12 protein-coding genes and 1 pseudogene are annotated in these 12038 nt (G+C 68.3%); 10 read left to right on the top strand and 3 right to left on the bottom strand.

The features are described 5' to 3' along the window. Together xseA and VFM98_RS23675 are read left to right on the top strand one after the other, a co-directional pair. Nucleotides 1-963 (top strand): exodeoxyribonuclease VII large subunit (gene xseA / locus VFM98_RS23680; RefSeq protein ID WP_325112352.1); only part of this gene is annotated, 963 nt, incomplete at its 5' end. A 40-nt stretch (nt 964-1003) separates the two neighbouring features. Further along, entirely contained in the window at nt 1004-1585 is a 582-nt protein-coding gene (locus tag VFM98_RS23675; RefSeq protein WP_325112351.1) for a superoxide dismutase, read from the top strand. 182 nt (nt 1586-1767) lie between these two features. Here the strand turns inward: VFM98_RS23675 and VFM98_RS23670 are convergent, their stop codons facing one another. Beyond that, nucleotides 1768-2205: a DUF192 domain-containing protein gene (locus tag VFM98_RS23670; RefSeq protein ID WP_325112350.1), complete on the bottom strand. Its 438-nt coding sequence runs from the start codon at nt 2203-2205 to the stop codon at nt 1768-1770. Between the two features lie 94 nt (nt 2206-2299). Beyond that, nucleotides 2300-2554 (bottom strand): hypothetical protein, encoded by a 255-nt coding sequence (locus VFM98_RS23665; protein WP_325112349.1) that lies wholly within the window; start codon nt 2552-2554, stop codon nt 2300-2302. Nucleotides 2555-2776: 222 nt separating this feature from the next. Here VFM98_RS23665 and icd point away from each other — a divergent pair, with 222 nt between their 5' ends. The 6 genes from icd (at nt 2777) to VFM98_RS23635 (ending at nt 9167) form a co-directional block, all read left to right on the top strand. Further along, nucleotides 2777-4033: an NADP-dependent isocitrate dehydrogenase gene (icd, locus tag VFM98_RS23660; protein WP_325112348.1), complete on the top strand. Its 1257-nt coding sequence runs from the start codon at nt 2777-2779 to the stop codon at nt 4031-4033. A 295-nt stretch (nt 4034-4328) separates the two neighbouring features. Then, on the top strand, nt 4329-5360 hold the full coding sequence (ubiU, locus tag VFM98_RS23655) for a ubiquinone anaerobic biosynthesis protein UbiU (RefSeq protein WP_325112347.1): 1032 nt from the start codon (nt 4329-4331) through the stop codon (nt 5358-5360). A gap of 4 nt (nt 5361-5364) precedes the next feature. Next, a complete protein-coding gene (locus tag VFM98_RS23650; protein WP_325112346.1) occupies nt 5365-6264 on the top strand; it encodes a U32 family peptidase in 900 nt (299 codons plus the stop codon). Next, on the top strand, nt 6261-6743 hold the full coding sequence (ubiT, locus tag VFM98_RS23645) for a ubiquinone anaerobic biosynthesis accessory factor UbiT (protein ID WP_325112345.1): 483 nt from the start codon (nt 6261-6263) through the stop codon (nt 6741-6743). The genes VFM98_RS23650 and ubiT overlap by 4 nt, the downstream gene beginning before the upstream one ends. Nucleotides 6744-6751: 8 nt before the next feature. Next, nucleotides 6752-8236 (top strand): 4-hydroxy-3-polyprenylbenzoate decarboxylase, encoded by a 1485-nt coding sequence (gene ubiD / locus VFM98_RS23640; RefSeq protein ID WP_325112344.1) that lies wholly within the window; start codon nt 6752-6754, stop codon nt 8234-8236. Between the two features lie 115 nt (nt 8237-8351). Continuing rightward, nucleotides 8352-9167 (top strand): glycine zipper 2TM domain-containing protein, encoded by an 816-nt coding sequence (locus tag VFM98_RS23635; RefSeq protein ID WP_325112343.1) that lies wholly within the window; start codon nt 8352-8354, stop codon nt 9165-9167. A 252-nt stretch (nt 9168-9419) separates the two neighbouring features. On the opposite strand, the pseudogene VFM98_RS23630 reads toward VFM98_RS23635, so the two are convergent. Continuing rightward, nucleotides 9420-9617, bottom strand: a pseudogene (locus VFM98_RS23630) (cold-shock protein); the annotation flags it as partial. Nucleotides 9618-9848: 231 nt separating this feature from the next. Between VFM98_RS23630 and clpS the strand changes: the two are divergent. Both clpS and VFM98_RS23620 read left to right on the top strand, forming a co-directional pair. Further along, entirely contained in the window at nt 9849-10217 is a 369-nt protein-coding gene (gene clpS, locus VFM98_RS23625) for an ATP-dependent Clp protease adapter ClpS (protein ID WP_414709078.1), read from the top strand. 51 nt (nt 10218-10268) lie between these two features. After that, nucleotides 10269-12038 (top strand): AAA family ATPase (locus VFM98_RS23620; protein WP_325112341.1); only part of this gene is annotated, 1770 nt, incomplete at its 3' end.

The following is a 12038-nucleotide window of genomic DNA, read 5'->3' as shown; positions in this document are numbered from 1 at the left end:
CTGTTCGAGCAGTTCCTCCGCCTGAAGGCGAAGCTGGAGGCCGAGGGCCTGTTCGACGCCGCGCGCAAGCGCGATCTGCCGCTGCTGCCGCGCGGCATCGGCATCGCGACCTCGCTGGGGGCGGCGGCGCTGCACGACGTGATGACCTGCCTGCGCCGGCGCGCGCCGCACGTGCCGGTGGTGCTGGCCCCGGCCGCGGTGCAGGGCGCGCAGGCGCCGGGCGAACTGGTGGCCGCACTCGAGTCGCTGTACCGGCTGGCCGCACAAGGCACGATCGACACCATCCTGCTGGTGCGCGGCGGCGGCTCGATCGAGGACCTCTGGGCCTTCAACGACGAACAGCTCGCGCGCACCATCGTGCGCAGCCCGGTGCCGCTGGTCAGCGGCGTCGGGCACGAGACCGACTTCACCATCGCCGACTTCTGCGCCGACGTGCGCGCGCCCACGCCGACGGCGGCGGCGGAACTGGCGGCGCAACCGCGCGAGGCCTGGCTCGGGGCGCTGCGCATCCTGCACGAGCGGCTGCAGGAGGCGGCGCTGCGCCGGCTGGACCGCGCCGCGCAGCGCCTGGACCAGGCTGCCGCGCACCTGGGCCGCCCTTCGGCGCGCACCGCCCAGCAGCACCTGCGCATCGAGCGCCAGGCCCAGCGCGTGCGCTTCGCGCTCACCGCGCGCCTGCGCCGTGCCGAAGACGAGCTGGGTGCCGCGCGCGAGGCCCTGCGCGGCGCCATCGCCGAGCGGCTGGCGCGCGCCACGCGCCAGTGCGAGCGCCTGGAAATGCGGCTGCAGCTGCTCGATCCGCGGCTGGTGCTGCAGCGCGGCTACGCGCTGCTCACCGATGCGGCCTCGGGCCAGGCGCTCACCAGCGTGCACGCGCTGCACGAGGGGCAGGCGGTGCGCGCCGCCCTTGCGGATGGCGAGGTTGATCTGCGCGTGGCGCCGCAAACCGTGAATCCTTCCTAGAATCGGCGGTTCGAAACCACAACCCAGCGAAAGAAGAGCCATGGAACACGTCCTGCCCCCCCTGCCGTACCCCATCGACGCACTGGCCCCGCACTATTCCCGCGAGACCCTCGAATACCACCACGGCAAGCACCACAACGCGTACGTGGTGAACCTGAACAACCTGCAGAAGGGGACCGAGTTCGAGAACATGCCGCTGGAGGACATCATCCGCAAGTCCTCGGGCGCCATCTACAACAACTCCGCCCAGGTGTGGAACCACACCTTCTTCTGGAACTGCATGAAGCCCAATGGCGGCGGCGAGCCCACCGGCGCGCTGGCGCAGGCCATCAACGGCAAGTGGGGCAGCTACCAGGCCTTCCGCGAAGCCTTCGTGAAGTCCGCCGTCGGCAACTTCGGTTCCGGCTGGACCTGGCTGGTCAAGAAGCCGGACGGCTCCGTCGACATCGTCAACACCGGCGCCGCCGGCACGCCGCTCACCACCGCCGACCGCGCGGTGCTGACGGTGGACGTGTGGGAGCACGCGTACTACATCGACTACCGCAACCTGCGCCAGAAGTTCGTCGAGACCTTCCTCGACAAGCTGGTGAACTGGGAGTTCGCGGCGAAGAACTTCGGTTGATCGCCGTCGTCCCCGCGCAAGCGGGGAGCCGGAAACGAAAGGGCCGCGTCGCGGCCCTTTTTGCTGGGGTTCGCAGAGCTCACCTTCGGCGGCTATCGCCGCCCCAGCCTACGCGAAGGAGCGCGCCCTTTTCGTAGGCTGGTGCTGAGCCGCGTCAGCGCGAAGCCCAGCGCTTCCGGCGCTCATTTGGTGAACGGCGTGCCCCCCAGCTTCGCCCCCGCCTTGATCCCCTTCTTCGAGAACCAGCCCTTGTTCATCTCAAGCACGTAGCGCACCGGCTTCTCCGAGCAGTGCGAATCCAGGGTCTGGGGCTGCATCTCGTCGATGTTGACGATCGTGCCGTCGTCGGCGACGAAGGCCACGGACAGGGGCAGCAGGGTGTTCTTCATCCAGAAGCACTGCTGGGCGGGATACTCGAAGACGAACAGCATGCCCTCGTGCTGCGGCATCTCCTTGCGGTGCATCAGGCCCGTCATGCGCTGCTCGTTGGTGGCCGCGACCTGGGCGTCGATCACGTGCATGCCGGCGGTGAGCTTCACGCGCGGCAGGTTCATCTGCGGCTCCTGCGCGTGGACGGCGGCGGCCAGCAGCAGGGCGGCAAGGGCGAGGGACTTCTTCATGCGACGGATTGTGCTGCGGAAGCGGAAAAGCCCGCCGGGAGGGCGGGCTTGCGACGCAGCCGCCCAGGGGCGGCCGGCGTGGGGAAGCAGCCGATTACGACTTCTTCTCTTCCTTCTTCTCTTCCTTCTTCACTTCGGCCTTCGGGGCGGCCTTCTTGGCCTTGGCGACCTTCTTCTCGGCCTTCGCCTTCACGGCCTTTTCTTCCTTCTTGGCTTCGGCCTTGGCTTCGACCTTGGCGGCGGGGGCGGCAGCCGGGGCAGCGGCGGCGGCCGGAGCGGCGGCGGGGGCCTGGGCGAACACGGCGGCGGAGAACAGGCCGGCGATCAGGGTGGCGAGCAGCTTGGTCATTGGATTTCCTTGGTGTGCGATCGTTGTGAAAGGGTGCCCAACGGAATGTCAGACCCTCCGGCAACGCGCCAGCTCGGCCGCCGGTTGACACAAGCTTGCAGACCTTGATCCAGCGCACCTTTCCGGCCCCGGCGGCCGGACCGCTTGAATCTAGAATCCGCTCGTTCGCCGGGGCCCGCCCGCTGCGCGATCGTTCGAATCCCCTGCCGGAGACGCATTCCCATGGCCTACCAGCACATCCAGGTTCCTTCCCAGGGCCAGAAGATCACCGTGAACGCCGACACGTCGCTGAACGTGCCGGACCAGCCGATCATTCCGTACATCGAGGGCGACGGCACGGGCCTGGACATCACGCCGGTGATGCTGAAGGTGGTGGACGCCGCCGTGCAGAAGGCTTACGGCGGCAAGAGGAAGATCCACTGGATGGAGATCTTCGCCGGCGAGAAGTCGACCCGGATCTACGGCCCCGACGTCTGGCTGCCCGACGAGACCCTGCAGGCCGCGCGCGAGTATGTCGTCTCCATCAAGGGCCCGCTCACCACGCCGGTGGGCGGCGGCATCCGCTCGCTGAATGTCGCCCTGCGCCAGGAGCTGGACCTGTACGTGTGCCTGCGCCCGATCCAGTATTTCAGCGGCGTGCCTTCGCCGCTGAAGGACCCGCAGAAGACCAACATGGTGATCTTCCGCGAGAACTCGGAAGACATCTACGCCGGCATCGAGTACGAGGCCCACTCGGAGAAGGCGAAGAAGATCATCGACTTCCTGACCCGGGACCTGGGCGTCACCAAGATCCGCTTCCCGCAGTCCTCCGCCATCGGCATCAAGCCGGTGTCGGTGGAGGGCACCGAGCGCCTGGTGCGCAAGGCGCTGCAGTACGCCATCGCCAACGACAAGCCCAGCGTGACCATCGTGCACAAGGGCAACATCATGAAGTTCACGGAAGGCGGCTTCCGGGACTGGAGCTACGCGCTGGCGAAGAAGGAATTCGGCGCGGTGGAGATCGACGGCGGGCCGTGGTGCAAGTTCCGCAATCCGAAGACGGGCCGCGACATCGTCGTCAAGGACTCGATCGCCGACGCCTTCCTGCAGCAGATCCTGTTGCGGCCGGCGGAATACAGCGTGATCGCCACCCTGAACCTGAACGGCGACTACATTTCCGACGCGCTGGCCGCGCAGGTGGGCGGCATCGGCATCGCCCCCGGGGCGAACCTGAGCGACACGGTGGCGATGTTCGAGGCCACGCACGGCACGGCGCCCAAGTACGCCGGCAAGGACTACGTGAACCCCGGCTCCGAGATCCTCTCGGCCGAGATGATGCTGCGTCACATGGGCTGGACCGAGGCCGCCGACCTGATCATCGGTTCGATGGAAAAGGCGATCCTGTCCAAGAAGGTCACCTACGACTTCGCCCGCCTGATGGAAGGCGCGACCCAGGTCTCCTGCTCCGGCTTCGGCCAGGTGATGATCGACCACATGTAGCGCGCGGGCCGGACCGGCGCTTGAATTGCCGGACGCAAAGGACGCAAAGGACGCAAAAGAACGCAAAAGAACGCAAAGGACGCGAAGGACACATCCCATTTCCTGGAGGTCTCTTTTGCGTCCTTTGCGGAACCTTTGCGTTCTTTGCGTCCGGCTGTTGGGCTGTTGCATTGAAGCTCATTCAGCCCCGCATCGCCTTCCCGACGCACATTGATTGATGCGCGTCAGAGCGCGGGCCGGTACGCGCGCGTATCGTCGGCGGCATCCGTCCCTTCCGGGCGCGGCAATCCACTCCATGTCCGTCGTACCAACACCTCCAGCCAATCCCTTCGAGCTGGTCTGCCCGGCGGGCAGCCTGCCCGCCCTGAAGGCGGCCGTCGACAACGGCGCCGACTGCGTCTACCTCGGCATGCGCGACGCCACCAACGCGCGCAACTTCGCCGGCCTCAACTTCGACCGCACCGCCATCGAGACCGGCATCCGCTACGCCCACGAGCGCGGTACCAAGGTGCTGATGGCCATCAACACCTATCCGCAGGCGGGGCAGGGCGAGCGCTGGCGCGCCGCGGTCGACACCGCCGCGCAGATGGGCGTGGACGCGGTGATCGTGGCCGACCCCGGCCTGATGCAGTACGCGGCGCAGGAGCATCCCGGCCTGCGCCTGCACCTCTCCGTGCAGGGCTCGGCCACCAACTACGAGGCCATCAACCTGTACCGCGAGCAGTTCGGCATCCAGCGCGCCGTGCTGCCGCGCGTGCTGTCGCTGGAGCAGGTGAAGCAGCTCACCAGGCACACCGACGTCGAGATCGAGGTGTTCGGGTTCGGCAGCCTGTGCGTGATGGTGGAGGGCCGCTGCCAGCTCTCCTCCTACGTCACCGGCGAGTCGCCCAATACCCACGGCGTGTGCTCGCCGGCCAAGGCGGTGCGCTGGCAGGAGACGCCGCAGGGCCGCGAGGCGCGCCTGGGCGGCGTGCTGATCGACGTCTACGGCGAGGGCGAGAACGCCGGCTACCCCACGCTGTGCAAGGGCCGCTTCGACGTGGCCGGCGAACAGAACTACTACGCGATCGAGGAGCCGACCAGCCTCAACACGCTGGACCTGCTGCCGCAGCTGATGAAGATCGGCGTGCGCGCGATCAAGATCGAAGGCCGCCAGCGCAGCCCCGCCTACGTGGCGCAGGTCACGCGCATCTGGCGCGAGGCGATCGACCAGTGCGTGGCCGCGGGCCACCGCTACGCCGTCAAGACCGCCTGGATGGCGGGCCTCGACCAGCTCGCCGAGGGCCAGCAGCACACGCTGGGCGCCTACCACCGTTCCTGGAAATGAGGCCATGAAGCTGTCCCTGGGCCCCCTGCTGTACTACTGGCCGCGCGCGACCGTGCAGGCCTTCTACGCCGGCGTCGCCGACATGCCGGTCGACATCGTCTACCTCGGCGAGGCCGTGTGCTCGCGCCGCCACGAGCTGAAGCTGGCCGACTGGCTGGAGCTCGCCCACATGCTGCGCGCCAGCGGCAAGGAAGTCGTGCTGTCCACGCAGGTGCTGCTCGAGTCGGGCTCCGACGTCGCCGACCTGCACAAGATCGCCGCCAGCGGCGAGTTCCGCGTCGAGGCCAACGACATGGGCGCGGTGCGCTGCATGAGCGGCAAGGCGCCCTTCGTCGCCGGCCCGCACCTGAACATCTACAACGGCGACACGCTGCGCTGGATGGCGGGGCTGGGCGCCACGCGCTGGGTGATGCCGCTGGAGATGAAGCGAGACGACCTGGCCAAGCTGCAGGCCGAGCGCCCGCAGGGCCTGGAGACCGAGGTGTTCGCCTTCGGCCGCCTGCCGCTCGCCTTCTCCGCCCGCTGCTTCACCGCGCGCCACCTGAACCTGCCCAAGGACGACTGCGGCTTCAGCTGCATCGCCCATCCCGACGGCCTGGTGCTGCGCACCCGCGAGGACGAGCCATTCCTCGTGCTGAACGGCATCCAGACCCAGTCGGCCCGCGTGCACTGCCTGCTCGGGGACCTGCCTTCGCTGCAGCGCACCGGCGTCGACGTCGTGCGCCTGTCGCCGCAGTCGCAGCACATGGGCGAGATCGTCGGCCTGTTCGACGCCGTGCGGCGCGGCCGCAGCGAGGCGGGCGCCGCGCAGGCGCAGATCCTGCCGCTGCTGCCCGACGCGCCCTGCAACGGCTACTGGCACGGCCGCTCCGGGCTGGAGCAGGTGACGGAGGCCCTGGCATGAACAGCCCCTTCTCGCTTTCCAGCCTGCCCGAGTGCCCGGCGCCGATCGCGGCGGTGCTCGAGCGCCTGCCCTCCTGGCCCGGCTCGCTGGTGCTGGCCACGGCGCTCAACGCGCTGCTCGCGCCGCAACTGCCCGAGGACGTGAAGCAGCTCATGGCCGGCCGCAAGTTCCGCATCCACGTGCGCGACGCCCGGGTGTCGTTCGACTTCGCCTGGAACGGCTCGCGCTTCAGCCCGCTGCCGCGGCAGCAGCAGCCCGATCTCACCATCAGCGCCAGCGGCCCCGACTTCCTGCGGATCGCGCGGCGGCAGGAGGATCCCGACACGCTGTTCTTCAACCGCCGCCTGAGCATGGAAGGCGACACCGAGCTGGGCCTGGTAGTGAAGAACACGCTCGACGCACTGGAGATCCCGGTGTTCGACCTCTCGCGCTTCACGCGCGGGCGCGGCGGCGGCGACGACAAGCGTCCCTGGGCCTGAAGCCTCCGATGACCTACCGCGACCTGCGCGAGTTCATGGCGCAGCTGGAGCAGGGCGGCGACCTCAAGCGCGTCGCCCAGCCCGTGTCGCCACACCTGGAGATGACGGCCGTGTGCGACCGCGTGCTGCGCGCCGGCGGCCCCGCCCTCCTGTTCGAGCACCCCACCGGCCACGGCATGCCGGTGCTGGCCAACCTGTTCGGCACGCCGCAGCGGGTGGCCCGCGCCATGGGCGTGCCGGACCTGAAGGGCGTGCGCGTGTTCGGCGAACTGCTGGCGCGCCTGAAGGAGCCCGAGCCACCGCGCGGCTTCCGGGAGATGCTGGGCATGGGCGACCTGCTCAAGCGCCTGTGGCACATGGCGCCGCGCGAGGTGGCGGCCCCGGCCTGCCAGCAGGAGGTGATCGAGGGCCCCGATGTCGATCTCGCGCGGCTGCCGATCCAGCATTGCTGGCCCGGCGACGTGGCGCCCCTCATCACCTGGGGCCTGGTGGTCACGAAAGGCCCGAACAAGGAGCGCCAGAACCTGGGCATCTACCGCCAGCAGGTGATCGCGCGCAACAAGGTGATCATGCGCTGGCTGGCGCACCGCGGCGGCGCGCTCGATTTCCGCGACCATGCGAGCGCGCATCCCGGCGAGCCGTATCCCGTGGCCGTGGCCCTGGGCGCCGATCCCGCGACGCTGCTGGGTGCCGTCACGCCGGTGCCGGATGCGCTCTCGGAGTACCAGTTCGCGGGCCTGCTGCGCGGCGGCCGCACCGAGGTGGCGCCGGCACTGGGCGTGCCGCTGAAGATCCCCGCCACGGCGGAGATCGTGCTGGAAGGCCACATCCAGCCGGATGCGCGCCACCCGAGCGGCTACGAGCACGCGCTGGAAGGGCCTTACGGCGACCACACCGGCTACTACAACGAGCAGGCCGAATTCCCGGTCTTCACCATCGACCGCATCACCCTGCGGCCGGACGCGCTCTACCACTCCACCTACACCGGCAAGCCGCTGGACGAGCCGGCGGTGCTGGGGCTGGCGATGAACGAACTGTTCATCCCGCTGCTGCAGCGCCAGTTCCCGGAGATCGTCGACTTCTACCTCCCGCCCGAGGCGTGCAGCTACCGCATGGCCGTGGTGAGCATCCGCAAGGCCTACCCGGGCCACGCGCGGCGCGTGATGATGGGCGTGTGGAGCCACCTGCGCCAGTTCATGTACACCAAGTTCATCCTGGTGGTGGACGACGACGTGGACGTGCGCGACTGGCGCGAGGTGATGTGGGCCTTGACCACCCGCATGGACCCGGCGCGCGACACCATGACGATCGAGCAGACGCCGATCGACTACCTGGATTTCGCCTCGCCGGTGGCGGGCCTGGGCAGCAAGATGGGCCTGGATGCCACCAACAAGTGGCCGGGCGAGACGCAGCGCGAATGGGGCCGGCCGATCCGCATGGACCCGGAAGTCTCGGCGCGGGTGCAACAGTTGTGCGAGGACCTGGGCTGCTAGCGGCCGAAGGATTTCACGCCGGCCGGCGCTGTTACAGCCGGCGTTACGGTTGAGTCAGAGGGGCGGCCGACAATCCCGCTCGCAGGAACAACAGCACCCAGGAAAGAGAAACGCCATGCGCACTTCCATCCTCGTGGCCGCCGTGGCGGCCGCCCTGGCCGCGCCGGCGGCGATGGCCGACCGCGACGACCACGACCATCACCACGACCGCGGCCGCGGCCACGCCCACGGCCACGACAAGCACAAGGCGAAGGAGGAGTTCTGGGACGGCAACTGCAAGGTCAAGCGCGAATGGAAGCACGGCGAATACCGCGAGACGCGTGAATGCCGCCGGCCCGAGCGCGTGCGGGTGGTGCCGGCGCAGCCCGCCGTGATCGTGCCCGCGCAGCCGGCCGTGATCGTGCCGGCGCGGCCCGTCGTCGTGCCGGCGCAACCCGTGGTGGTGCAGCAGCCCACGGTGGTCTACCCGCCCTGGATGGTGCAGCAGCAGGGTGAGTACGTCTACAAGCCGCAGTACCGGCCGGCGCACGTGTCCGGCACCGTCCGCTGCAACAGTTCCACCGTCGGCAGCGTGCTGGGGGGCATCGTCGGCGGCGTGCTGGGCAACCAGATCGGCAAGGGCGACGGCCGCACTCTGGCCACCATCGGCGGCGCCGTCGCCGGCGTGATCGTGGGCGGCGAAGTCGGCAAGCGCATGGACGCGGCCGACCAGGCCTGCGTGGGCGAGGTGCTGGAGGTGGCGCCGGTGGGCCGCCGCGTGCAGTGGGTGCAGGGCCAGACCACCTATGTCGCGGTGCCGGGCCAGGTGGCCTACCGCCAGGGCGCTTATTGCCGCCCGTACACCCTGGAGACCAAGGTCGGCCCGGGCCGCTGGCAGCGCACCAAGGGCACGGCGTGCCGGCGGCCGGACGGGGTGTGGATCGCCGGGTGAGGGCCGGGACGCAGGCTGGCGGTGAGCGCCGCCCGCCCGCACCCCAGCTTCGGGGCTAAACCCCCCCGCAATGGGGCCACAGAAGTGCCGAAAGCCGCCCGCAGGCGGCTTTCATGACGAGCGCGCGGGCGCTCAGGGCTTGTTCGCGTGGTCGGTGCCGTGGCCGCTGGCCGCATGGAACTGCGGCGCGCGCACCTTGGGCTGGCGCGGCGGGCGCTCGGTGCCGGGCTGCGTCTGGATCGGGCCGGGCTGGGCCTGGATGTTCTGCGCCAGCTGCCCCTTGGGGCCCTGCTGGATCTCGAAGCTCACGCGCGAGCCCTGCTTGAGGGTCTTGAAACCCTCCATCGTGATCGCCGAAAAATGCGCGAACACATCCGAGCCACCGCCATCGGGTTCGATGAACCCGAAGCCCTTGGCATCGTTGAACCACTTGACTGTACCGGTCGCCATGATGCGCGCCCCCGATTATTGTTCCCTCAGTAGCCGGCGAGTGTCCTTGAAGACCGCTCATCTGTCAATAATTTCACTTAGTCAACTGCAAGTGCGCGTGACGACAGGAAGTTGCCCGGCAGAAAGGTCCGAAAAGCGGGTCTTCCCGAAGCTGGCACGCATGTCGCTTGAATGTGACGGGACCGTCTCCAATTCACCTAGGGTCTACGGGAGCCAGTCCCCGTCGATAGAATGATTTTCATGGCCAGTCAGACACCCCTCCCGCCCCCGGCCGGACCCGCGATCCGGCCGGCGGACGACGATGGCGGCTCGGTGGTTGCGGAGCGGAAGGCCCAGAAGACCAAGCCGCCGCAGATGTACCAGGTCGTCATGCTGAACGACGACTACACGCCGATGGAATTCGTCGTCGTGGTGATCCAGGAATTTTTCGGCAAGGACAGGGAGACGGCCACGCAGATCATGTTGAAGATCCATCTGGACGGCAAAGGCATTTGTGGCGTGTACTCGAGGGACGTCGCGGCCACGAAGGTCCAGCAAGTGCAGGAGGCGGCCCGCCAGGCGGGGCACCCCCTGCAGTGTCTGAGTGAACCGGTTGAGTAAACCGCACTCGAAGGAACAGAACGGTTTGAACGCAAGGCAGAAGGAACTCTCATGATTGCCCAGGAATTGGAAGTCAGCCTCCACATGGCGTTCGTGGAAGCGCGCCAACAGCGCCACGAATTCATCACGGTGGAGCATCTGTTGCTGGCCCTGCTGGACAATCCCAGCGCGGCCGAAGTGCTGCGCGCGTGCTCCGCGAACATCGACGACCTGCGCAAGTCGCTGTCGAACTTCATCAAGGACAACACGCCGCAGGTTGCGGGCACCGACGACGTCGACACGCAACCCACGCTGGGCTTCCAGCGGGTGATCCAGCGCGCCATCATGCACGTGCAGTCCACGGGCAATGGCAAGAAGGAAGTCACCGGGGCCAACGTGCTGGTGGCCATCTTCGGCGAGAAGGATTCGCACGCCGTGTACTACCTGCACCAGCAGGGCGTGACGCGGCTGGACGTGGTGAACTACATCGCCCACGGCATCAAGAAGAGCGATCCGCCCGAGCCCGCCAAGAGCGGCGAGAACCAGGGCTCGGAGGGCGAGGAAGGCGGCGAGAAGAACGAGAAGGCCTCGCCGCTCGAGCAGTTCACGCAGAACCTCAACCAGGCCGCCAAGGAAGGCAAGATCGATCCGCTGATCGGCCGCGAGTACGAGGTCGAGCGCGTGATCCAGATCCTGTGCCGCCGCCGCAAGAACAACCCGCTGCTGGTGGGTGAGGCCGGCGTGGGCAAGACGGCGATCGCCGAAGGCCTGGCCTGGCGCATCGTGCAGAAGGAAGTGCCCGAGATCCTGGCCGAGAGCACCGTCTACTCGCTGGACATGGGCGCGCTGCTGGCGGGCACCAAGTATCGCGGCGATTTCGAGCAGCGCCTCAAGGGCGTGCTGCGCTCGCTGAAGGACAAGCCCAACGCGATCCTGTTCATCGACGAGATCCACACGCTGATCGGCGCCGGCGCGGCGTCGGGCGGCACGCTGGACGCGTCCAACCTGCTCAAGCCGGCCCTGTCGCAGGGCACGCTCAAGTGCATCGGCGCGACGACGTTCACCGAGTACCGCGGCATCTTCGAGAAGGACGCGGCGCTGTCGCGGCGCTTCCAGAAGGTCGACGTGGTCGAGCCGAGCGTGGAGCAGACGATCGAGATCTTGAAGGGCCTCAAGAGCCGCTTCGAGGAGCACCACAGCGTCAAGTACGCCGCCAACGCCCTGCAGGCCGCGGCGGAGCTGTCGGCCAAGTACATCAACGACAGGCACCTGCCGGACAAGGCCATCGACGTGATCGACGAGGCCGGCGCCGCCCAGCGCATCCTGCCGGTGAACAAGCGCAAGAAGACGATTTCCAAGACCGAGGTCGAGGAGATCGTGGCCAAGATCGCCCGCATTCCGCCGGCCTCGGTGTCGAGCGACGACCGCAGCAAGCTGCAGAACCTCGAGCGCGACCTGAAGTCGGTGGTGTTCGGCCAGGACAAGGCGCTGGAAGTGCTGGCGGCCTCGGTGAAGATGGCGCGCAGCGGCCTCGGCCGCGGCGACAAGCCGATCGGCGCCTTCCTGTTCTCCGGCCCCACCGGTGTCGGCAAGACGGAGGCGGCGAAGCAGCTGGCCTACATCATGGGCATCGACCTGATCCGCTTCGACATGTCCGAGTACATGGAGCGGCACGCGGTGTCGCGCCTGATCGGCGCGCCTCCGGGCTACGTCGGCTTCGACCAGGGCGGCCTGCTCACCGAAGCCATCACGAAGAAGCCGCACGCGGTGCTGCTGCTCGACGAGATCGAGAAGGCGCACCCGGACATCTTCAACGTGCTGCTGCAGGTGATGGACCATGGC

The organism is Ramlibacter sp. (assembly GCF_035706265.1).
Lineage (GTDB): Bacteria > Pseudomonadota > Gammaproteobacteria > Burkholderiales > Burkholderiaceae_C > Ramlibacter.
This window is presented reverse-complemented; position numbering and strand designations above follow the sequence as displayed.